The 22,289-nt window shown below is 70.2% G+C and carries 20 protein-coding genes and 1 pseudogene; 8 read left to right on the forward strand and 13 right to left on the reverse strand.

The features are described 5' to 3' along the window. The 5 genes and pseudogenes from O9335_RS11780 to O9335_RS11800 form a co-directional block, all read right to left on the reverse strand. A pseudogene (locus tag O9335_RS11780) lies at positions 1-183 on the reverse strand (IS5/IS1182 family transposase); the annotation flags it as partial. A 51-nt stretch (positions 184-234) separates the two neighbouring features. Then, a complete protein-coding gene (locus tag O9335_RS11785; protein WP_298388281.1) occupies positions 235-966 on the reverse strand; it encodes an ABC transporter substrate-binding protein in 732 nt (243 codons plus the stop codon). 134 nt (positions 967-1,100) lie between these two features. Then, entirely contained in the window at positions 1,101-1,982 is an 882-nt protein-coding gene (locus tag O9335_RS11790) for an N-acetyltransferase (RefSeq protein WP_298388283.1), read from the reverse strand. 38 nt (positions 1,983-2,020) lie between these two features. Beyond that, complete coding sequence (locus O9335_RS11795; RefSeq protein ID WP_298388317.1) at positions 2,021-3,289, reverse strand: glutamate-5-semialdehyde dehydrogenase; 1,269 nt, start codon at positions 3,287-3,289, stop codon at positions 2,021-2,023. A 75-nt stretch (positions 3,290-3,364) separates the two neighbouring features. After that, entirely contained in the window at positions 3,365-5,914 is a 2,550-nt protein-coding gene (locus tag O9335_RS11800) for a DNA topoisomerase III (RefSeq protein ID WP_298388285.1), read from the reverse strand. A gap of 110 nt (positions 5,915-6,024) precedes the next feature. Here O9335_RS11800 and O9335_RS11805 point away from each other — a divergent pair, with 110 nt between their 5' ends. Genes O9335_RS11805 through O9335_RS11815 form a run of 3 tightly spaced genes read left to right on the forward strand, consistent with a single transcriptional unit; the run spans position 6,025 to position 7,960 of the window. Continuing rightward, entirely contained in the window at positions 6,025-6,486 is a 462-nt protein-coding gene (locus tag O9335_RS11805) for an SET domain-containing protein-lysine N-methyltransferase (RefSeq protein ID WP_298388287.1), read from the forward strand. Positions 6,487-6,498: 12 nt separating this feature from the next. Continuing rightward, the gene (locus O9335_RS11810; protein WP_298388289.1) at positions 6,499-7,254 is read left to right on the forward strand and encodes a biotin--[acetyl-CoA-carboxylase] ligase; all 756 of its coding nucleotides are present in this window, start codon (positions 6,499-6,501) and stop codon (positions 7,252-7,254) included. 4 nt (positions 7,255-7,258) lie between these two features. Then, complete coding sequence (locus tag O9335_RS11815; protein ID WP_298388291.1) at positions 7,259-7,960, forward strand: hypothetical protein; 702 nt, start codon at positions 7,259-7,261, stop codon at positions 7,958-7,960. Here the strand turns inward: O9335_RS11815 and O9335_RS11820 are convergent. The 6 genes from O9335_RS11820 to tkt form a co-directional block, all read right to left on the reverse strand. Beyond that, positions 7,893-9,677 (reverse strand): S8 family peptidase, encoded by a 1,785-nt coding sequence (locus O9335_RS11820; RefSeq protein ID WP_298388293.1) that lies wholly within the window; start codon positions 9,675-9,677, stop codon positions 7,893-7,895. The two genes, O9335_RS11815 and O9335_RS11820, sit on opposite strands and share 68 nt — an antisense overlap. A 111-nt stretch (positions 9,678-9,788) precedes the next feature. Next, positions 9,789-10,328, reverse strand: coding sequence for a hypothetical protein (locus tag O9335_RS11825; RefSeq protein ID WP_298388296.1), 540 nt, complete (start codon positions 10,326-10,328; stop codon positions 9,789-9,791). Between the two features lie 108 nt (positions 10,329-10,436). Beyond that, complete coding sequence (locus tag O9335_RS11830) at positions 10,437-10,628, reverse strand: hypothetical protein (RefSeq protein ID WP_298388298.1); 192 nt, start codon at positions 10,626-10,628, stop codon at positions 10,437-10,439. Between the two features lie 70 nt (positions 10,629-10,698). After that, a complete protein-coding gene (gene gap / locus O9335_RS11835) occupies positions 10,699-11,700 on the reverse strand; it encodes a type I glyceraldehyde-3-phosphate dehydrogenase (protein ID WP_298388300.1) in 1,002 nt (333 codons plus the stop codon). A 28-nt stretch (positions 11,701-11,728) separates the two neighbouring features. Further along, complete coding sequence (locus O9335_RS11840) at positions 11,729-12,646, reverse strand: hypothetical protein (protein ID WP_298388302.1); 918 nt, start codon at positions 12,644-12,646, stop codon at positions 11,729-11,731. A 95-nt stretch (positions 12,647-12,741) separates the two neighbouring features. Continuing rightward, positions 12,742-14,763 (reverse strand): transketolase, encoded by a 2,022-nt coding sequence (gene tkt, locus O9335_RS11845; RefSeq protein ID WP_298388304.1) that lies wholly within the window; start codon positions 14,761-14,763, stop codon positions 12,742-12,744. A gap of 101 nt (positions 14,764-14,864) precedes the next feature. On the opposite strand from tkt, the gene O9335_RS11850 reads away from it, so the two are divergent. Both O9335_RS11850 and O9335_RS11855 read left to right on the forward strand, forming a co-directional pair. Then, entirely contained in the window at positions 14,865-15,590 is a 726-nt protein-coding gene (locus tag O9335_RS11850; RefSeq protein ID WP_298388306.1) for a nucleotidyltransferase family protein, read from the forward strand. Beyond that, complete coding sequence (locus O9335_RS11855; RefSeq protein WP_298388308.1) at positions 15,587-17,767, forward strand: diguanylate cyclase; 2,181 nt, start codon at positions 15,587-15,589, stop codon at positions 17,765-17,767. Before O9335_RS11850 ends, O9335_RS11855 begins: the two co-directional genes overlap by 4 nt. Here O9335_RS11855 and O9335_RS11860 read toward each other — a convergent pair. Continuing rightward, positions 17,745-18,725 (reverse strand): aldo/keto reductase, encoded by a 981-nt coding sequence (locus tag O9335_RS11860; protein WP_298388309.1) that lies wholly within the window; start codon positions 18,723-18,725, stop codon positions 17,745-17,747. The genes O9335_RS11855 and O9335_RS11860 overlap by 23 nt on opposite strands. A 31-nt stretch (positions 18,726-18,756) precedes the next feature. On the opposite strand from O9335_RS11860, the gene O9335_RS11865 reads away from it, so the two are divergent. Further along, positions 18,757-19,932 (forward strand): FAD-dependent monooxygenase, encoded by a 1,176-nt coding sequence (locus tag O9335_RS11865; RefSeq protein ID WP_298388311.1) that lies wholly within the window; start codon positions 18,757-18,759, stop codon positions 19,930-19,932. Continuing rightward, positions 19,932-20,312: a nuclear transport factor 2 family protein gene (locus tag O9335_RS11870; protein ID WP_298388313.1), complete on the forward strand. Its 381-nt coding sequence runs from the start codon at positions 19,932-19,934 to the stop codon at positions 20,310-20,312. Before O9335_RS11865 ends, O9335_RS11870 begins: the two co-directional genes overlap by 1 nt. 16 nt (positions 20,313-20,328) lie before the next feature. Here O9335_RS11870 and O9335_RS11875 read toward each other — a convergent pair whose 3' ends face one another. After that, positions 20,329-20,889: a hypothetical protein gene (locus O9335_RS11875; RefSeq protein ID WP_298388315.1), complete on the reverse strand. Its 561-nt coding sequence runs from the start codon at positions 20,887-20,889 to the stop codon at positions 20,329-20,331. Between the two features lie 198 nt (positions 20,890-21,087). Here O9335_RS11875 and fba point away from each other — a divergent pair, with 198 nt between their 5' ends. Next, entirely contained in the window at positions 21,088-22,152 is a 1,065-nt protein-coding gene (fba, locus tag O9335_RS11880; RefSeq protein ID WP_298388316.1) for a class II fructose-bisphosphate aldolase, read from the forward strand. Positions 22,153-22,289 lie beyond the last annotated feature (137 nt).

A 22,289-nucleotide genomic window follows, 5' to 3' on the forward strand; every position in this document is an offset into this window, starting at 1 on the left:
GGGGCCGAACAGGTCCTGGTCGGCCACTTCGGTACGGCTGCTGGGCTTGCGCGCCAGCAGCGGCGCCAGGCTGGCTTCGATCGCGGTCCAGGGCAGCCGGGTGGCCAGCACCACGAGGGGGTGGCGGGGATCGACCATGCCGTCCAGGCGCGCGCGGAAGAAGTCGTCGGTGGCCATCGGCAGTGCTCCCAAAACTCCCAGAAACTGCGGGGCAGTGGAAGGCAATCCGGGAGTTCAGGCCATCGGAATTGCCCCTGTCAGGGCGATCCCCCTCCTATGAAAAAGAGGGCTTGGCGGAGGTTCTTCAGGTCCGACCAAGTAGACGCTGAGTGGCTTGTCCAGGGCCAGGTGGGACACCACCTCGCCCTTGCGCGGATGCGCGGCCAGCAACTGGTCCATCACCAAATGGTTGGCCAAGATGGCATCCAGGCGACCGGCCATCAGCATGTTCAGCAAAGCGGTGGACTGGGTGGGCGGCGACTGAACCCGGTACCCCTGCTCTTTCAGCCAGGTTTGCATGTTGGCACCCAGGAAGCTGCTGACGCGGGCCTGCGCCTTGAACTCGGGGTGACTGGGCTGCCAGGGACGGCTGCGCAGGGCGTACCAACGCCACTCCTGGGGCGCAATCGTCACGCTGCGTGTGGCATAGGCGTCGCGCTCGGCCGACTGCGAGGCGGCGAAGAACCCATCCGACTGCCCTTCCTGGGCATGTTTTTGCGCACGCGCCCACGGCACGAACTCCAGCTCCAGGCCCAGCGGCAGGCGCTTGGCGGCACACACCACCACGTCGACCGCGAGCCCACTGGGGCGGCCACGCCCTTGCGTGGAGTAGGGGGGCAATTCGTGCGTGCTGAGCTTGAGTGGCGCCAAGGATGCGGCTCGCACGGCGTCCGCAGCGCAGGCTAACGCCAAGGCGGCCATCCAAGAGGCCAGCCAGGGGGTCGATCGGTGCGTGGCGTGGGTCACTGCGGCAGCTTAGAGGCCGGAGGCCCGTCAGGCCCTCAAGCCCCTCGCGTTTTCAGGGCCTTGTCGAGGCTTGCCGTGGCGCGGCCGCCCCAGGCGTCTGCGCGGCACCAACCCCGGCGCATCGGACCGGGCGCTTAGGTCACCGCTACCGAGCTGGGCCGATCGCAGCGCATGAGCCACTGCCAGAGCGGGTCGCGCTCGAAGCCGGCGCGGACGAGGGCCTCGCCGCCCAGGTCGGGGCGCTGCAGTGGGGGCACGATCACCCGGGCGCCGGGGTGCGCGGCCAGCAAACCGCGCACCAAGCGTTCGGCGTCGGCCTGAGCCGGGTCGCGGTCGATCAAGGAGCGCACGATGAGACCCGTCGCCGAGTCGCCGCTGAACACCAACTGTGCCGTGCCGCAACGCCAGGCCGTCCAGGGCGTCGTCAGCGCCTGCACCACCGGCGCCGCCACCTGCAAGGGCAAGTCGGGCACTGCAGCCGCCGCGCCGTCCAGCCATGCCAGGGCGGCCGCTGGGGCGCAGGCCCAAGCGACAGGCGGTGGGGTTGGCGGGCTGGCCTCCGGCGCTGCCGCGCTGTAGCCGTGCAGCGGGTGCTGCGCCACGAACCCGTGCTGCTGGTAGAGCCGCACCGCCCGTGGGTTCTGATCGAACACCTCCAGCTCCACGGCCGCCATCCCGGCCGCACGAGCGCGTTGCAGCAGGTCCTGCAGCAGCAGGCGTGCAGCGCCACTCCCCCGGGCCTCAGGCACCGCGCCCATGGTGCCGATGCGCCAGCGCGACAGCACCGCGCGTGGCGCAACCAAAACAAAGCCCAGCACCGAGCCGGTGCTGGGCTCCAACGCGGCACGCCCCAGCGCCAGGTCGACGCCCTGCCGACTCAACAAGCCGGGCCACTGGGCCAGCTCGATGTGGGCCGGGCCCGCCACGTAATCGGCAAAGGCCCGCATGAAGGCGGCGTGCAGGGCCTCAGGGGCGAGTTGGTCGGTGGGGACGAGGGCGCAAGCAGCATCAGGCATGGGGCCATTCTGCGCTCGGCACGGCCCCCAGCGCTGGCTCAGCGGCGCACTTGCCCCTCGCCCAGCACCACCCACTTGTAGGTCGTCAGTCCCTCCAGCCCCACAGGCCCGCGGGCATGGAGCTTGTCGGTGCTGATGCCGATTTCGGCGCCCAGGCCGTACTCGAAGCCGTCGGCGAAGCGCGTGCTGGCGTTGACCATGACGCTGGCCGAATCCACCTCGCGCAGGAAGCGCATGGCGCTGGGGTGGTGGGTGGTGAGGATGGCGTCAGTGTGGTGGCTGCCGTAGCGGTTGATGTGGGCGATGGCCTCGTCGAGGTCGTCCACCAGCTTCACGGAGAGGTCGAGCGACAGGTACTCGGTGCCCCAGTCGGCCTCGGTGGCGGGTACGGCGCCGGGGATCAAGGGCAGGCTGTCGGGGCAGGCGTGGAAGGTGACGCCGGGCCAGTCACTTCGGGGCGCCCAGAGCGCGGCCAGGCGCGGCAGGAACTCAGCGGCCACGGCGCGGTGCACGAGCAGGCTTTCCGTCGCATTGCAGGGGCTGACCTTTTGGGTCTTGGCGTTGTCCACCACGGTCAGGGCCTGGTCCAGGTCGGCGTGAGCGTCCACATAGCAGTGGCAGTTGCCGTCCAGGTGCTTGAGCACGGGCACGGTGGCCTCGGCGCTGACGCGTTCGATCAGGCCCTTGCCGCCGCGCGGGATGAGCAGGTCGATGTCGGCCCGGCACAGCCAGCCCACGGCGGCGCGGTCGGGGGTGTCGATGAGCTGGACGGCGGCCTCGGGCAGTTGCGCCTCGCGCAGGGCCTCTTGCACCAGTTGGATCAGCGCGCGGTTGCTGTGCAGGGCCTCGGAGCCGCCGCGCAGGATGCAGGCGTTGCCGCTTTTGATGGCGAGGCTGGCGGCCTCGATGCTGACGTTGGGGCGGCTCTCAAAGACCATGCCGAACAGGCCCAGGGGCACCCGCATCTGGCCGACCTGGATGCCGCTGGGGCGGCGCTGCAGGTTCGTCATGGCGCCCACGGGGTCGGGCAGGGCGGCGATTTGCTCGCAGCCCTCGGCCAGGGTGGCGAGCGTGGCGGCGTCCAGCACCAAGCGCGCGCGCAGCGGGGCGTCCAGGTGGGCGGCGGCGGCCAGGTCTTGGGCGTTGGCGGCCTGCAAGGCGTCGGGCGCGGCGCGCAAGCGGCGCGCCAGCGCGTGCAGGGCGGCGTTGCGCGCGGCGGTGGACGAGCGCGCCATCTGGCGGCTGGCGTCGCGTGCGGCGCGGTTCAGGGCGTCAAGGCCGGCGGTGTCCATGCGCGGAATTCTCAGGGCAGGCCGGCGCAGGGTTCGTCGATGGCGAGGGCCGGCTCAACGCAGCGGCAGCGGCCCTCGCCGGCCCGGGGCTCAAGCGCGGGCTCGGCTGGTCTTCTTGGCGGCTGGCTTGCGCTCGGGGCGCGGCTCGAACTCGAAGTTCACCTTGCCCGCCTTGGCGTCGAACACCAGCTTGGCCTTGAACTTGCGCCGCGTGCGGTTGCTGACGAAGTTGTCCAGGTAGTCGGTGCCGCCCTCGGCCAGCAGCTTGCTCATCTGTGCCGGCTCGATGGGCTGGGTCAGGATGATCTTGCCGCTCTTGAAGTCGCAGCTCACCTTGTCGCCCACGGCGTGCTCGCACACGTAGTTGCTGCCGTGCTCGAACACGCGGCCCCGACATTTGGGGCAATGACCCAGCGCGGTTTGCTCGCCGAAGTCCACCGGCTCGCCGTCGTCGCCGGCCTTGTCGTCGCCGAAGTCGAACTCGAGCTTCCAGTTGTTGATCTCGTCGTCGCGCACCAGCTGCAGCTCGGCGGTGAACGGGCGCCCCATGCGAGAACGGAAGCCCTCCAGCGGACCGATGCGTTTGTCGCGCAAGAACTGCTCGACCTCGGCCAGCTCGAAGCTGCGCCCGCCGGGGATCTTGGTGATGGAGAACTCGCAGGCCGTGCAGGCGAAGCGGCGGTAGTTTTCTTTGACCACGCCGCCGCAGTGGGGGCACGGCGTGCTGAGCGTGGCGTAGTCGCCCGGGATGGTGTCGCGGTCGTAGCTCTTGGCCTTGGCCACCACGCGCTCGGCCATCTTGGCGATTTCGGCCATGAAGGCCTCGCGGCTGAGCTTGCCCTTTTCCATCTGGGCCAACTGGTACTCCCATTGGCCGGTGAGCTCGGGGTGCGTGAGCTCTTCCACCTCCAGGCCGCGAAGCAGGGTCATCAGCTGGAAAGCCTTGGCGGTGGGGATGAGCTCGCGGCCTTCGCGCAACAGGTATTTCTCGGTCAACAGGCCTTCGATGATGCTGGCGCGCGTGGCCGGGGTGCCCAGGCCGCGCTCGCTCATGGCTTCGCGCAGTTCGTCGTCGTCCACCAGCTTGCCGGCGCCTTCCATGGCGCCCAGCAGCGTGGCTTCGGTGTAGCGCGCCGGGGGCTTGGTGTGCAGGCCCTTGACGTCGACGCTCTCGGTGCGCACCCGCTCGCCGGACGCCACGGGCACGAGGGTGGCGTCGTCGTCCTGCGCTTCTTTGCCGTACACGGCCAACCAGCCGGGGTTGACCAGCACCTTGCCGTTGGTTTGGAACTGGTGGCCCGCTGCCGTGCTGATGCGCGTGGTCACCTGGAACTCAGCGGCCGGGAAGAACACGGCCAGGAAGCGCTTGACCACCAGCTCGTAGAGCTTGGCCTCGGCCTCGGTCAGGCTGGAGGGCGACTGCAGCGTGGGGATGATGGCGAAGTGGTCGCTGACCTTGGTGTTGTCGAACACCTTTTTGGTCGGCTTGATGTAGCCGGCCTTCAGGGCCGTGGCCGCGTGCTGGCTGAGGGTGCCCAGGGGCCCGGGCAGGTCGGCGTCGCGCAGCATCTCGGCCGTTTGCTTGGCCACGGGGACGTAGTCCTCGGGCAGGTGGCGGCTGTCGGTTCGCGGGTAGGTCAGGGCCTTGTGCTTTTCGTACAGGGCCTGGGCCAGGGCCAGGGTGGTCTTGGCGCTGAAGCCGAAGCGCGAGTTGGCCTCGCGCTGCAGCGTGGTCAGGTCGAACAGCGTGGGGCTGGCCTGGGTGGTGGGCTTGCTTTCTTCCGTGACCGTGGCGGGCTGGCCCTTCACGGCCTTGGCGATGGCCTCGGCGGCGGCCTGGTCCCACAGGCGGTCGGCGCGGGCGTCGGGGTCGTCGCCCTTTTTGAACCCAGGCTGGATGTACTTGCCCTCGTAGGGGCCGGCGGCGGCGTCGAACTGCGCACGCACTTCCCAGTAGGGGCGGGCCACATGCTTGCGGATCTTTTCTTCGCGCTCGACCACGATGGACAGCGTGGGCGTTTGCACCCGGCCCACGGTGGTGAGGAAGAAGCCGCCGTCGCGGCTGTTGAAGGCCGTCATGGCCCGCGTGCCGTTGATGCCCACCAGCCAGTCGGCCTCGGAGCGGCAGCGGGCGGCATCGGCCAGGGGCAGCAGTTGCTCGTCGCTGCGCAGGGCGGCAAAGCCGTCGCGGATGGCCTGGGGCGTCATGCTTTGCAGCCACAGGCGCCGCACCGTTTTGTCGAACTTGCCACGCGCCGGCTGGGCGTACTGCAGGATGAGCCGGAAGATGAGCTCGCCCTCGCGGCCCGCGTCGCAGGCGTTGATGAGTTGGCCCACGTCCTTGCGGCGGATGAGCTTGACCAGCGCGTTCAGCCGGCCCTTGCTCTTGTCGATGGGTTGCAGGTCGAAATGGGTGGGCAGCACCGGCAGGTTGGCAAAGCTCCACTTGCCGCGCTTCGGGTCTTGGCCCTCGGGCGCAGCGATTTCCACAAGGTGGCCCACGGCCGAGCTGACGACGTAGTGTTCGTTCTCGTGGTACTCGTCGTGCTTCTCGAACTTGCCACTCGTGGGCGTCAGTGCGCGCACGATGTCGAGGGCCACGGAGGGCTTTTCGGCGATGACCAGGGTCTTGAGGCTCATGCGGGAATCGTTCTCGGTTCGGGGGTGGGCTGCTGCACAATGCGCCGCCTCTCGCGTGCGTGTGCGCACGCCCACGCGCGCACCCACACCCAAACCACTGTAGCGAAGCCATGCCGTCCGCCAAATCCTCGCCACGCATCCAGGTGAAACAGTCCGGCGTGCACGGGCGCGGCGTCTACGCGCGGGTGGCCATCGCGGCGGGCGAGCGGCTCATCGAATACAAGGGCGAGCGCATCAGCTGGGAGGAGGCCGAACGCCGCCACCCCCACGACCCGAGCGACCCGCATCACACCTTCTACTTTCAGCTCGAGTCGGGCGAAACCATCGACGCGCTGTACGGCGGCAACGACGCCCGCTGGATCAACCACAGCTGCGACCCGAACTGCGAGGCCGAAGAAGTTCGGGGCCGCGTGTGGATCAAGGCCCTGCGCGACCTCGCCCCCGACGAGGAGCTGTTTTACGACTACCGCTTGGTGCTGGACGCGCGCTACACGGCCAAGCTCAAGCGCCAGTACCAATGCCTGTGCGGCGCTGCGCAGTGCCGCGGCACCATGCTGGCGCCCAAGCGCTGAGCGCCCCCCACCATGACGGCCGACGACCTGAGCCCCCTGCGTTTGGCCCTGGGTCCGACGGTGGACCTGCAGGTGGTGGCCGAATGCCCGTCCACCAACACCGCCTTGCTCGACGCCGTGCGTGCTGGCCTGAGCCAGCCCCGCCTGCTGGTGGCCGAGCGCCAAACCGCGGGCCGCGGCCGCCAGGGCCGCGCCTGGCAAAGCTGGCCGGGCGCCTCGCTGACCTTCAGCTTGGCTTGGCCCTGGCAGGGGGCGCCGCTGCAGGGCCTGTCGCTGGCCGTGGGCGCGGCGCTGGCCGACGCCCTGGAGCCGCAAGGGCGCGCCATCGGCCTGAAGTGGCCCAACGACCTGCGCCTGGGCGCGGCCAAGCTAGGGGGCATCCTCATCGAAACCGTGCTGCAGGGCGCCCAAGTACAGGCCGTGGTGGTGGGCGTCGGGCTGAACCTGGACGATCCGCCCAGCGACCCGGGCCAGCCGGCCGCTGGCCTGCGCCGCCTGGACCCTCGCTGGACGCCCGCCAGCGCCCTGGCCTGCGCAGGCCCGGCGCTGGCCGCGCTGTTGCAGGCTTGGCCCCGGGAGGGCTGGCGCGCCTGGCAGGCGCGCTTCGACGCACGCGACGCATTGCGCGGTCAAGCGGTGCAAGCCGGTGCGCTGCGCGGCACGGTGGATGGGGTGGATGCCGAAGGCGCCCTGCTGCTGCGCGACGCCGAGGGCCGGCGCCACGCCGTGGCGGCGGGCGAAGTTCATCTGCAAAGCTGGGGAGCGTGACGCGATGCTGCGCTGGTTGCTGGTGGTGCTGTTGGGGCTGAACGCCCTGCTCTGGGCCTGGAGCCAAGGCTGGCTGGGGGGCAACCCCGGGTCGGCCCAACGCGAGCCCGAGCGCCTGGCGGCGCAGGTGGCCGCGGAGCGCTGGCAGGCCCTGAGCCCCGAAGAGGCCCGCCGTGCGCTGCGCCACGTGCCCGTCTGCCGCGAAGTCGGCCCCTGGCCCGATGCCGCCCCGCTGCCGATCGCCCGCGAGGCCCTGGCCCGCCTGGGCGTGCCCGCGCTGCAAGCCTGGGTGCTGGAGCGCCCGGGCGAATGGGTGGTGGCCACCCGCGAGGCCGACGATGCCGAGGAGCTGGGCCGCAAGAAGTCGGTGCTGAATCGCGCCGGCGTGGAGGCCACCGCAGAGCGCCTGCCCAGCGAAAGCAAACGGTCGTGGGTGGTGTCGCGCCACGCTCAGCGCGAGGCCGCTCAAGCCGCGCTCAACCGCCTGCGCGAGGGCAAAGGCCTGCGCGCCTTGCGCATGGTGGCTGCTCAAGCGCCCGGACAGGAGTGGGTGCTGCGCAGCGCCGACTGGCCCGCCGCACAAGCCCAGGCCCAAGCGCCCGAGTGGCCGGGCGCCCCGCGCGCCTGCGCGCCCGGCTTCAGCCTCGCCGAGGCGCCGGCGCCGGCCGCGTCGGCGGCTTCGAGCGCCGCGTCCCCCGCCCGCTGAGCAGGGCCACCGCCAGGCCCAGGCCCAGCAGCCACGCGGGGTGCGACGCCCCGCCGCCGCCACCGCCCGTGGCGGGGGCCGGTGTGGGGCTGGGCGTTGGGCTGGGCGTGGGGGCCGGGGGAGGTGGCGGCGGCGCGCCCACCGCCAGCACCGCCGCCCGCGCGTCCAGCATGCCGGCGCCGCAGGTGGTGGTCGTGCAGTAGCACTCCAGCACCTCGGTGCCCTTGACGGGCGCCGGGCAGGCGCGCACATCGCTGCCGCTGCCGCTGGTCGGGAAGGGGCGCGCCGTGCTGGTCAGCGCGTTGCGCACCTGGGCGCTGGTCAGGCCCGGGTCGCGCGCGTACAGCAGGGCGGCCACGCCAGCCACCAGGGGCGTGGCAAAGCTGGTGCCCACCGCAGCCTCGTTGTAGGTGTAGGTGCTGAGCAGCGGGCCCTGACGGCCGCTGTTGCTGGTGGTGACCATGGGGTACAGGCAGGTGCCACCCAGGTTCACGCAGTTGCCCCCTGGCGCGGCAATGGCCACTTGGGGCCCCATGCTGGAAAAACCCACCTTGGAGCCGATGTGGCGCAAGCCCGCCACGGCGATGGCACCGGGGCAGTTGGCGGGCAAGTCCACCGGTTCGCCCGCCGAGTTGCCGGCCGCCACCACCACCACCGCGTTGCGCGCCGTGGCCTGGGCAATGGCCTCGGTGTAGAGCGTGCCCGAGCTGCCGGTGCAGTCGCCGCTGCCCCCCAGGCTGAGGTTCAGCACCTTGGCCGGGTTGGCATTGACCGGGATGCCCGGCACGCTCACGCCCACCGCCCATCGCATGCCGGCGAGGATGTCGGAGTCGTAGCCGCCGCACTTGCCCAGCACGCGCACGGGCTGCACCTTGGTGCTCCAACCCACGCCCGCCAAACCGATGCCGTTGTTGGGCGTGGCGGCGATCAGGCCGGCCACCTTGGTGCCGTGCCAGCTGCTGTCCTCCAGGTCGCTGGACGTGCAACCGCTGCCCAGGCTGCCCCCGTCGATGTCGGCCTGCGACACCCAGTCGCCCGGGTCGCTGGGGTCGGGGTCGGCCAAGTCACCGTCGTTGGCCACTGCCAGCCGCACCGAGCCGCTGCCCCCCGCGCCGATCATGTCGTAGCCCGGCACGAGGTTGGCCACCAGGTCGGGGTGGTCCAAACGCACCCCGGTGTCCAACACGGCCACCACCACGCTGGCGCTGCCGGTGGTGGTGTCCCAGGCGGTCTCGGCGTTGATGGACGAGCGCACCTCGGTCCCGGGCGGCTTGAGGTACCACTGCCCCGCCGTGGGCCCGATGCCGGCGCCGTTGCTGTAAATCGGGTCGTTGGGCACCCGGCTGTGTCGGCGGCGGTGGTCGATCGCCACCAAGGCCACCTGCGGGTCTTGGGCCAAGCGCTGGGCCAGTGTGGCGGAGTCGATGCCGCGCGCCCGCACCACGTGGGTCAGCGCATCGATGCCACGGCCGGTTTGCAGCGACAGCGCGGCCCGCTGCCCCAGCTGGTCGGCCCGGCGCTGGAACACGTCCGCCGCCTCCTGGGCCAGGGCCTGTTGGCGCAGCGCACGGGCCTTGACCGTCGGGGCATCGGCTTTCCATCGAACGATGACCCGGCCTTCGGGCTCCAGGGCTTGGGCCACCGCTGGCGCTTGCGCCAGTCCGGCGGCCATGAGGGCCCAGGTCAGGCGACGCAGGGCAAGGGGGGCGCTTGGCATGGGGGTCTCCCAAGAGGCAGAGGCGTCGAGTGTAGGAACAGGCGAGGGCGCCAGCCCGTGCCATGGGATGCCCCACGCCAAACGCTGCAATAGTGCACGCGAGCAGCGAACTCAGTGACCGCGAGACTGCAACAGCAAGGCGCTGGCCAGCGCCGAGGCCACCAATTGTTCGTCCGGGGGCAACTGGGGGTTCAGCCAAACACGGCCCTGCCCATCGCTTTGGGTGGCCACGCTGGCCACCCAGGCGCCGTCGGCGCGACGCAGCAGCCGGTAGCCAGTGGGAAGCGAGGCCATCCAGGCCGTGGCCCGGCTGTCGGCCTTGGCGCCCTTGAGCCCCCGCAGGGGCTGAATCACCCAAGCCCGGCCGTCTTGGCTGTCGGCATAGCCCAGGTCGGACAACTCTGGGTCGAGGTCGCGGTCAAAGGCCACCAGGAAGCGCCAGGCGGGCGCGGGTCCGCCGTCCGCCCGCTGGGGCTCCACCCAGCCGCTGAACTGGTCGCGCCAGGCGCGGCTGGCAGTCACCTCGCCCCACACCAAACTCCACTGGCGCCGTTGCACTTCGTCCAGTTGGGCAGCGGCGTGCACCTCGGCCCGCGCGCCGCCGGGCCCCTGCTGCACGAAGGCCAAGGCCTGCGTGGTGGAGAGCTGCATCTGCTCCCAACTGGCCTGCAGGCGAGCGGGGCTCCAGGTTCGGCAGGGCTCGGGCCGACACAGGGGCTCGGCCTGGCGGTTGCGCGTGCGCTCGCGCGGACCGGTGGCCTAGGGGCCGAAGCGAAGGCTCTTCTGGTCGGGCAACCAACCGTAGCGGCCACTCACCTCCCAGCCGTCAACCTGCGCGGCCACAGCCGCCGGCTCCCACGCCTGCATGGGCGCCACGGCGCAGGCTGAAAGCAGCAAGGCACCCACCCCGCCCACGACGGCTGCCGCGCGCCGAACCCAAACGTTTCGCATTCGAACCCCTCAAAGTGAAACCGGGCCGAAGTCGCTCCCGCGACCCGGCCCGGTGGCTAACGCACGAGGGTCAGCGCGCGACGACGCGCACCATCTCCAGGCACTTGTTGGAGTAGCCCCATTCGTTGTCGTACCAGCTCACCACCTTGACGAAGGTGCTGTCCAGCGCGATGCCAGCCTCGGCATCGAACACCGAGGTGCAGACCTCGCCGCGGAAGTCGGTGGCCACCACCTTGTCTTCCGTGTAGCCCAGCACGCCCTTAAGCGCGCCCTGGCTCTGGGCCTTCATCTCGGCGCAGATCTCGGCGTAGGTGGCCGGGTTGTTCAGCTCCACGGTCAAGTCCACCACCGACACGTCGCTGGTGGGCACGCGGAAGGCCATGCCGGTGAGCTTCTTGTTCAGCTCAGGAATCACCACGCCGACGGCCTTGGCGGCGCCGGTGCTGCTGGGGATGATGTTTTCGAGGATGCCGCGACCACCGCGCCAGTCCTTGTTGCTGGGGCCGTCCACGGTCTTTTGCGTGGCGGTGGCGGCGTGCACGGTGGTCATCAGACCGCGCTTGATGCCCCATTTGTCGTTCAGCACCTTGGCCACCGGGGCCAGGCAGTTGGTGGTGCAGCTGGCGTTGCTGATGATGGCCTGACCGGCATAGCTGCCGTGGTTGACGCCGTACACGAACATCGGCGTGTCGTCCTTCGACGGCGCGCTGAACACGACCTTCTTGGCGCCCGCAGCCAGGTGCTTCTCGCCAGCGTCCTTGGTCAGGAACAGGCCCGTGCATTCCAGCACCACGTCGGCGCCGACTTCGTTCCATTTCAGTTCGGCCGGGTCCTTCACGGCGGTCAGGCGGATCTTCTTGCCGTTGACGACGAGGGTGTTGCCGTCCACGCTGACCTCGCCTTCGAAGCGGCCGTGCACGCTGTCGTACTTCAGCATGTAGGCCAGGTAGTCGGGCTCCAGCAGGTCGTTGATGCCGACGATCTCGATGTCGTTCGAGAAGTTTTGAACGGCAGCACGGAACACCATGCGACCGATGCGGCCGAAGCCGTTGATGCCAACTTTGATGGTCATGAGACTCTCCAGGGGGATGGAACAGGGGTCATTGAGGCGGCACGTACTTCAAGCGGCCGCAGGGCATTTGCAAGGTCATGGGCTCGAACACCACTTGGTCGTATTCCTCGGCCGACTGCGTGCGCAAGACTTGCCGCTTCAGCCAGTCGAGCAGAGGCGCACGGGCGGGTTGGGGCGCGTCCAGTTCGGTGACCGCGTTGTCGGCGTGAGGCTGCCGCAAGGCCCAACGCACGTCGAACGGGCAGCCCATGGCGTTGAGGTCAAAGTCAAAGGTTTGCTGCCGCCAATCCTTCACCAGGGGCAGGAAATCCTTGAACTTGACGGGCTGGGTGAACTGCAGTCGGCGGCCGCCTTGCAGGATCAGCACGGTGTCGAGTTCGGCCGACTGCGCCGGGGCAGAGCAAGTGAACTGGTGCAGATCGGCGAACTCTTTCAGCAAGGGCAAGTCGTTGAAGCCGGGGCTCCGGTACAGCACACGATGGCGGCTGGGCGTCCCGGGTCGGTCGAAAGTTAGGCGGAGCAGGGCCTTGCCCTCGGCGGTGGTGTGGCGCCCGGGAAACTCGCCCATCATGCGCTTCACGCAGGCCGGCCCGTCGGCAGGCGCACGGCGCTCAGCGTCGGCGCTGGCCGCGTCCGGCACCAAAGCCACGCGCTGCTTGACGCTCACCGGCGCTTGCGACGCCTGGAGGCACGGCAGCCGAAAACCCTGGAAGTAGAACGTCAGCTCGTCGCTCAATTCCGCCGACACCGGGTCCATCTGCCATTCGATGCGGGGCGCCGCATCGGGCTGGGTGAAATGCAACACGACGTTGAACGTTCCCACCGACCCTCGGTCGACGTGCCGCCGCAGGGCATCGTGCAGCGCCGGCCGCACCAAGCAGACGCTCGGGTCGGCGCTGGGCGCCGGCTGCGCCCAAGCGGCGGCAGAGGCCCATGCCAAAGCCATCCCTGCGCCCCACCGGAGCATGCTGCACCCCCCTCGTTCGCGCTGCTGATTCATGCCATCCCGCCCCATCGAATGGGCTCCGCGCTCGGTCCGGTTCAACGCTTGCCCTTCTTCAACACAGCCTTCACCGTGGCCACCACGTTGGCGGCCGTGAAGCCGAAGTGCTCGAACAGCACGTTGCCCGGGGCCGATTCGCCGTAGCGGTCGATGCCGACGACGGCCGCCGGCGCGTACTTCCACCAGCCGTCGGTGACGCCGGCTTCGATGACGATGCGCGGCAGGCCCTTGGGCAGCACGGACTTCTTGTAGTCCTTGTCCTGGCGGTCGAACACGTTGGTGCTGGGCATGGAGACCACGCGCACGGCGATGCCGTCTTGGGCCAGTTGCTGCTGCGCGTGCAGCGCCCACTGCACTTCGGAGCCCGTGGCCACGATGACAGCCTTGGGCTTCTTCTTCAAACCGACTTCGCTCGGCTCGGCCAGCACGTAGGCGCCGCGGGCCACGACCGACAGGTCGGCCTTGGGGGCGTAGGGCAGGTTTTGGCGGCTGAGCAGCAGGGCGCTGGGGCCGTCTTGGCGGGCGATGGCCGCGGCCCAGGCCATGGCGGTTTCCAGGGTGTCGGCCGGGCGCCAGACGTCCAGGTGCGGGATCAAGCGCAGGCTGGCGGCGTGCTCGATGGACTGGTGCGTCGGGCCGTCTTCGCCCAGGCCGATGGAGTCGTGCGTGAACACGTGCACCACGCGGCGTTTCATCAGCGCGGCCATGCGGATGGCGTTGCGGCTGTAGTCGCTGAAGGTCAGGAAGGTGCCGCCGTAGGGCAGGTAGCCGCCGTGCAGGGCCACGCCGTTCATGATGGCGGCCATGCCGAACTCGCGCACGCCGTAGTTGATGTGGCGGCCGCCGTTGGGCTTGCCGTCCTCAAAGCGCAGCGCGGGCGTGCTCTTGGTGTTGGTCAGGTTGGAGCCGGTCAGGTCGGCGCTGCCGCCCAGCATCTCGGGCAGCGCGGCGGTGAAGGCCTCCAGCGCCAGCTGGCTGGCCTTGCGGCTGGCCACGGTCTCGGCCTTGGCGTGGGTGCTGGCCAGCAGGTCGGCCACGGTCTTGGCGAAGGTCTCGGGCAGCTCGCCCTTCATGCGGCGGTCCAGCTCGGCGGCCAGGGCCGGGTGCTCCTTGGCGTAAGCCGCCAGGCGCTCGGCCCAGCTGGCTTGCAGCTTGGCACCTTCGGCCTTGGCGTCCCAGTCGGCGTACACGCCCTCGGGGATGACGAAGGGCTCGTGCGTCCAGCCCAGTGCGGCGCGGGTCAGCGCGATCTCGTCGGCGCCCAGGGCCTCGCCGTGGGCCTTGGCCGTGCCGGCGCGGTTGGGGCTGCCTTGGCCGATGACGGTCTTGGCGCGGATCAGCGTCGGCTTGGCGGTGCTGGCCTGGGCCTGGGCGATGGCGGCTTGCATGGCGGCCACGTCGTGGCCGTCCACCGGGCCGATGACGTTCCAGCCGTAGGCCTCAAACCGCTTGGCGGTGTCGTCGGCGAACCAGGGGGCGACCTGGCCGTCGATGGAGATGCCGTTGTCGTCGTACACGGCGATCAGCTTGTTCAAGCCCCAGGCGCCGGCCAGCGCGCAGGCCTCGTGGCTGACGCCTTCCATCATGCAGCCGTCGCCCAGGAAGACGTAGGTGCGGTGGTCAACCACGTTGTGGCCGGGGCGGTTGAACTCGGCGGCCAGCAGCTTCTCGGCCAGGGCCATGCCCACGGCGTTGGCGATGCCTTGGCCCAGCGGGCCGGTGGTGGTTTCCACGCCCGGGGTCACGTCCACCTCGGGGTGGCCCGGGGTCTTGCTGTGCAGCTTGCGGAAGTTGCGCAACTCGCTCATGGGCAGGTCGTAGCCCGTGAGGTGCAGCAGCGCGTAGATGAGCATCGAGCCGTGGCCGTTGCTCAGCACGAAGCGGTCGCGGTCGATCCACAGCGGGTCGGCCGGGTTGTGCTTCAGAGCGCCGCCCCACAGCGCCACCGCGCATTCGGCCATGCCCATGGGGGCGCCGGGGTGACCGGAGTTGGCGGCTTGGACGGCGTCCATGGCCAGCGCGCGGATCGCGTGGGCCATCAAGGCGGTGTTCTTGGGCATGGTGGGGCGGCAGGGCTTGGGGAAAACGCGAGATTCTAGAAACCCCCGCCTCCGTGCTGCCCCCATCGCCCGGGCCTGTGGCGGCTGCGACACTGCCGGGGATGACGGCCATCAAAGCCTTGATCCTGTGCGCCGGCCGCGGCGAGCGGCTGCGGCCGCACACGGATCGCACCCCCAAACCACTGCTGCCCGTGCGCGGCCAGCCCCTGGTCGGCTGGCACCTGCAGGCGCTGGCGGCGGCTGGCGTGCGGGAGGTGGTGTTGAACACGGCCTGGCTGGCCGACGCCTTCCCCGCCGCCCTGGGGCATGGCGAGCGCTGGGGCCTGCGGCTGCACTACAGCAACGAAGCCGCGGCGCATGGCGGCGCGCTGGAAACCGCCGGCGGCATGGCCACGGCACTGCCTTGGCTGGTTGACCAAGCCGACGACCCGTTTTGGGTGGTGTCGGGCGATGTGTTCCTGCCCGGCTTCGCCTTTTCGCCCGGGGCCGTGGCCGCCTTCGAGCGCACGCCCAAGCGCCTGGCCCAGCTCTGGCTGACCGACAACGCGCCCCACCACCCACAAGGCGATTTCGGCATCGGCCACGACGGCTTGGCGCGCAGCCGCGCCGCGGGCTTCGACGGGCCTTGCCTGACCTGGGCGAGCGTGGGCCTGTTCCGCGCTGGGCTGGTGGCGGGGGTGGCCACCGGCCAGTGCCAAGCGCTGCGGCCCTGCTTGGAGTCGGCCATCGCCGCAGGCCGCGTGGGGGCCCAGCGGCTGCACACGCCTTGGGTGGATGTGGGCACGCCCGAGCGCTGGCAGGCCCTGAACGACGGAGCCCTGGCGTGAACCTGACCGGCTGGAGCCTGTGGCTGGGCGCTGGCCTGCTCGGGGTGGCCGTTGTCGTGCTCGTGTGGCGGGAACGCCAAGCTCGGCAGCGTTGGCGCTGGGTCGAGGCGGCGCTGCAGACCGCCGGCACGTCGGCCCTGGTGTTCGACGCCGCCGGACGCTTGGTCCATCTCTCGCCAGACTTTGCCTCCACCTGGCCCGAAGCCCAGCCCCTGTTGCGCCTGGGCATCGGGCGCGACGAGCTGGTGCGGACCCTGCCGTCCGATGGCGCGACCGACCCTGCGACGCCCCTGCGGCGCCGGCACAAGCTGCGCGACGGACGAACTTTTGAAATACGCGAATCCCCGCTGCCCGGGGGCGGCATGCTGCACCTGCGCACGGACGTGACGGATGGACAGGCGCAACTGGACGCCCAGCGCGCTGGCAGCGCCGCGGCCAAAGCCACCTTGGCCGTGCTGGACGAGGCGCTCGAAGCCCTGCCGGCGGGCTTCGAGATCTGGGGCAGCGACGACCGCCTGATCCGCTGCAACCAACGGGTGCGCGAACTGCATCCGGGCACGGCCGACATGTTGCGCCCCGGTGTGAGCTTTGCCGACGTGGCACGCCAAAGCGCGGCGCTGGGGCAAGTGCCTGCGGCCGTGGGGCGCGAGAGCGAATGGCTGGCGGAACGGCTGAGCAGCCGCGGCAAGTTGGGCCGGCCCTTCGTCATGGAATCCGGCGGTCGTTGGCTGCAGATTCAGGAACAGCGCACGCCGTCGGGCTGCATCGTGGCCACGCGGCAAGACGTGAGCGAATTGGTCGGCGCCCGCCACCAGCTGGCGCAGGCCAAGGCCCAGGTGGAGCGCGAGCAAATGCTGCTCCACGCCGCCGTGGACGCCCTGCCCGTGGGCGTCGAGATGTACGACCCGCAGGGCCGCCTGATGCTGGTCAACCGGCTCTACCGCAGCTGGTACCCCGACGTCGACTACGACGCGCTGATCGGACGCACCTTCGAGGACGGCGTGCGCCTGTCGCAACGACTGGGTCGGCTGCCCGTCGAGGCAGCTGGCCAAGAGGAAGCCTGGATCGCCGAGCGCGTGGCCAGCCACGGCCAAGAAACGCCCAGGGTGATGCACCTGCCCGATGGCCGCGACGTGCTGGTGCACGAGTCGCGCACGGCCGAGGGCTTTGTGGTGACGGTGCGGCAAGACGTCAGCGCGCTCACCCGCCAAGAGGCGCGGCTGGCCGCCAGCCAGGCGCAATTGGAGGCGCTGATCCAGACCACGGGCGCGGCCATCGTCACCATGGACCGCCGTGGCCACTTCCTGAGCGCCAACCCGGCGGCCGAGGCCTTGTTCGGCTACACCGAAGCGGAACTGGCGGGGCAACCGGGCCATCGGATCTTGACGCCCGCAACGGCCGAGCTGTTGGCCGACGAACTGCGCCGCCACCTGCGCGGGGACCCCACCTCGTTGATTGGCGCGCGCCGCGAGTTGCAGGCGATCGACAGCCAAGGGCACCAGCTGGACCTGTGGGTGGCGCTGTCCGAGGTCAAAACCGCCGCCGGTCAGTTCTTCGTGGGGGTGATGACGGACATCACCGAGCAGCGACGGGTCGAAGCCGACCTGCGGGCCGCGAACGAGCGGCTGGAGACCTTGTCACAAACCGACGAGCTGACCGGTGCGGCCAACCGCCGGGAGCTGATGCGCCAGCTGGACATGCGATGGAAGCAGGCCCAACGAGACGGCGCCCCCATGGCGCTGCTGGTGATCGACGTCGACCACTTCAAACGCTACAACGACCGGTATGGCCACCAAGCTGGCGACTTGGCCCTGCGCACCGTGGCGCGCATGATGCAAGACGCAGCACGTCGGTCCGTGGATCTGGTGGCCCGCTACGGCGGAGAAGAGTTCGTGATGCTGCTCGGACATTGCGACACCGACGCGGCCGTGCAGCGCGCCCAGGAGCTGCGGTTGGCCCTGGCCAGCCTGGACCTGCCCCATGCCGATTCGCCCATCGGGCGGCTCAGCGTTTCGGTCGGCGTGGTGGCGGGCGTTCCCGGGCGCAACGAGCCACCCGCCGACTGGCTGCGGCAAGCAGACGCCGCGCTCTACCGAGCCAAGGCCCAGGGGCGCGACTGCGTGTGCCGCGCCGACCGGCCAGCGGGCGGGGACTTCACGCCGCCAGCGGCCGGGTGATCGCGTCCACACGCGCCATCACCGCTGGGGTGAGGCGCTCGCGCAGCGCCAACGCGCCCAGGTTCTCGTCCAACTGACGACGCTGGCTGGCGCCCAGGATGACCGTGGACACGCGCGGGTTCAGGGTCAGCGCTGCGATGGCCAGTTGCGCCACGCTGCCGCCCAATTCGCGGGCGATGCCCTCCAGCTCGCCGACCGCGGCGTTGCGCTTTTCGTCCAGCAATTGCTCACGCAGGAAGGCCATGCTCTCCATCGCCCCGCGGCTGCCAGCCGGGACGCCCTGGCGGTATTTGCCGGTCAGCAGGCCGCTGGCCAGCGGGCTCCAGGTGGTCAGGCCCAAGCCGATGTCCTCGTACAGGCGCGCGTACTCTTGCTCCACGCGTTGGCGGTGGAACAGGTGGTACTGCGGCTGCTCCATCAACGGCTTGTGCAGGTGGTGGCGCTCGGCGATCTCGTAGGCGGCGCGGATGTCGGCCGCCGGCCATTCGCTGGTGCCCCAGTACAGCGCCTTGCCCTGCTCGATCAGGTTGTGCATGGCCCACACGGTTTCCTCGATGGGCGTGTGCGGGTCGGGGCGGTGGCAGTAGATGAGATCGATGAAATCCAGGCCGAAACGCTTCAAGCTGCCGTCCATGGCCTGCATGAGGTACTTGCGGTTCAGCGTGTCCTGGCGGTTGACGGTGTTGCCCTCGCGCTCCAGGCCCCAGAAGAACTTGGTGCTGACGATGTAGTTCAGGCGCGGCCAGCCCAAGCGTTTCAAGGCCTCGCCCATCACCACCTCGCTCTGGCCCTTGGCATAAACCTCGGCGTTGTCGAAGAAGTTCACGCCGGCGTCGAAAGCCGCGGCCATCAACTCCACCGCGGCGTCCGCGTTCACTTGGTTGTGGTACGTGACCCAAGAGCCCAAAGACAGGGCAGACACTTTCAGGCCGGCGCGGCCGAGGCGGTTGTAGTGCATGAGGTGGGCGGCATGTTCGTACGATGGGAGGGTGAGTGTGCCTCTCCCCTCCATCGCCGTCGTTGGCGCCGGGCCCGTGGGCCTGTGTGCGGCTCAACTATTGGCCCAGGCCCTGCCGAGGGCGGCGGTTTCCGTGTTCGACGCCCGTCCGCTGGACGCCGACCTCACCCGCGACGCCCGCACCCTGGCCCTGAGCTTGGGCAGCGTGCAGTTGCTGCAGCGCCTGCAGGCCTGGCCGGCCGAGCAGGCCGAGCCCATCACCACCATCAGCGTCAGCCAGGTGCCGCCCGGTGCGGCCGAGTTGCGCCTGACCGCCGCCGAGATGCGCGCGCCGCTGCTGGGCGCCGTGCTCGCGTACGGCAGCGTGCTTGGCGCGCTGCAAGACGCTTGGCTGCGCCAGCAGGCCGCCGCGCCGCAGCGCCTGCGCCACCAATTCGGCCAGCGCGCCACGGGCCTCAAGTCGCTGGCCGATGGCCGCGTGGAGCTGGACGCCGGCGTGGCCGAGGCCTTCGACCTCGTCGTGCTCGCCGAGGGCGGCCTGTTCGCCGACCAGGTCGGGCGCGAGTGGCGCCGCGACTACGGTCAAACCGCCTGGGTGGGCGAGCTGCGCCTGGGCCCCGGCGTGCCGCGCGGCCTGGCGGTGGAGCGCTTCACCCGCAGCGGCCCCTTGGCCTTGCTGCCCTTGCCCGACGACGCCCGAGGTCGACGCGCCGCTTTGGTGTGGTGCGTGGGCAGCGCCGACGACCCCGTGACCACGCTGGACGACGAGCAGCGCCTGACCGCGCTGCGCAGCCTGTTCCCGCCCGAGGCGCGGGACCTCACCGGCATCGGCCCGCTCAAGGCCTTCCCGCTGGGCCTGAACGCCGAACGCCAGCAGGTGCAGGGCCGGGTGGTGCGCATCGGCAATGCCTCGCAAACCCTGCACCCCGTGGCCGGGCAGGGCTTGAACCTGGGCCTGCGCGACGCGGTGACCGTGGCCCGCGCGCTACGCGACGCCGCGGGCCTGGACGAGGGCCTGGCCCGCTTCCAACGCCAGCGCACGCCCGACCGCTGGATGCTGATGGGCGCCACCGACCTCTTCGCCCGCGGCTTTGCGGTGGACCTGCCGTGGGCCACCGGCCTGCGCGAGCTGGGCCTGCGCGCCATGCAGCACCTGCCGCCGCTGCGGCAGGCCTTGGCGCGGCAGATGATGTTTGGGTGGCGGTGATGCAGGAGGAGCTGGGGTCGACGCTGGCGTTTTTTCAGGCGCTCGAGACGAAGCGCACCCGGGCCCTGGTGCTGCGCGACATGGCGACCTGCGAAGCCCTGCACGCCCCCGAGTACCAGCTGATCACGCCGGCTGGCCGGGTGATGGACCGCGCGACCTACCTCGGCGCCGTCAGTGCAGGCCCGTTCTACGAAGCCTGGGACATCGTGGGGGAGATGGAGTGCCGCCTCTCGCCGCACATGGCTGCGATCCGCTACCGCGCCCGCCTGCGGTTTCCGTCGGGACGGGTGGTGGAGGTGTGGCACACCGACACCTACGAATGCCGTCAGCAGGGGTGGCAAGCCGTTTGGTCGCAGGCCACCGCGATCTCGCCGGCCTGAGTGCCGCCGCCGGCGCTCAAACCCGCAACGTCACCAAATCCTGCGCCAACATGCGCAAGCTCTCCTTGAGCGCGGCCTCTTTGGCCAGGCGCTGGCGGTCGCTGCCCAGCAGGTGGTCGCCCCAGCCGGCTTGGGCCTGGGCGCGCACGCGGCGCTGGTAGACGACCTTGTCGCCCTCGCGCAGGGTGTAGAGCACCTGCGATTGCGCTTCGGCGCCCAGCACGAGGCCGCCGACTTCGAGCTGCAGCAGTTGCGCATCCAGCGCGAAGCGGCCGCTGCCCGGCAGCGCCGCCAACAGGCTCAGCGCGCGCAGCTGGTCTTCCAGGCCGTCGGTCAACACGGTGGTGTCGGCGGGGGTGCCCCAGAACCAGGCCATGGTTTTTTGCAGCATGCCCGTGGCGGGTGCGTCACCGCCGGTGATTTGGCCCAGCGCGATTTGGCCTTGCAGCTTGGGGTCCACCCAGGCTTGCCACTGCGCCACTTGACGAAGGCCCAGTGGCGGCGGCGTGCGCACGGGGGCCGCGCAGGCGGCCAGGGCAGGCAGCAGCAGAAGCAGGTGGCGACGGTTCACGGACATGGTTCCAGTCTAGGAACGGCGCCGCCCCAGCAAGCCCCGACGAAGCCATGAAACACCGCGTAATTCGTGGGCCAGATGCTGCAGTTCCACCCCGACCCCGGGGGAAAGGCGGCAGAGTCGCCTCCGTAGAATCCCGAGCAGTTACGGCGCGGTTACACCGGCCTAAAAAGCTTTTTCAACTCTCCGCTGAGGTTCCCCATGGCACTCGTTTCGATGCGCCAGTTGCTCGACCACGCCGCCGAGCACGGTTATGGCATTCCTGCCTTCAACGTCAACAACCTGGAACAGGTGCAAGCCGTGATGGCCGCGGCCGACGAGGTGGGCGCGCCAGTCATCCTGCAAGCCAGCGCCGGCGCGCGCAAGTACGCGGGCGAGCCCTTCATCAAGCACCTGATCCAGGCCGCCACCGAGGCTTACCCGCACATCCCCCTGGTGATGCACCAGGACCACGGCACCAGCCCCAAGGTGTGCCAAGGCGCCATCGACCTGGGTTTCGGCTCCGTGATGATGGACGGCTCGCTGCGCGAGGATGGCAAGACACCGGCCGACTTTGACTACAACGTGACCGTCACCCGCACCGTGGTTGACATGGCGCACCGGGTGGGCGTGTCGGTCGAGGGCGAACTGGGCTGCTTGGGCAACCTGGAAACCGGCGACGCCGGCGAGGAAGACGGCATCGGCGCCGAGGGCAAGCTCAGCCATGCGCAGATGCTGACCGACCCCGAAGAGGCGGCGCAGTTCGTCAAGGCCACGCAGCTGGACGCGCTGGCCATCGCCATCGGCACCAGCCACGGCGCCTACAAGTTCAGCCGCAAGCCCACGGGCGACATCCTGGCCATCGGCCGCGTGAAAGAGATCCACGCCCGCATCCCCAACACCCACTTGGTGATGCACGGCTCTTCGTCGGTGCCGCAAGAGCTGCTGGCCATCATCAACCAGTACGGCGGCCAGATGAAGGAGACCTACGGCGTGCCGGTCGAGGAAATCCAAGAGGCCATCAAGCACGGCGTGCGCAAGATCAACATCGACACCGACATCCGCCTGGCGATGACCGGCGCGGTGCGCAAGTTCCTGGCCGAAAACCCCGACAAGTTCGACGCCCGCGAGTGGCTCAAGCCCGCCCGCGCCGCGGCTCAGGCCATTTGCAAGCAGCGCTACCTGGAGTTTGGTTGCGAAGGCCAAGGCCGTGTGCAGCAAGCCCGCACCTTGGTGGACATGGCCGCGGCCTACGCCAAGGGCGAGCTGGCGCAGGTCGTGAACTGAACCTGGGGGCACCAACAGCGGCGCGGCGCGCGACACTTCCGCGCCACCACCGACCCTTCGCGGCGGGCGCCGGGGCCCCGCGGCGCGGTGGGGGTTGACCAAGAGCCACCCCCCCCCCCCCCCCCACAGCCCCCACA

Origin of the sequence: Inhella sp., assembly GCF_027532025.1 — a bacterium.
Classification (GTDB): Bacteria; Pseudomonadota; Gammaproteobacteria; order Burkholderiales; family Burkholderiaceae_C; genus Inhella.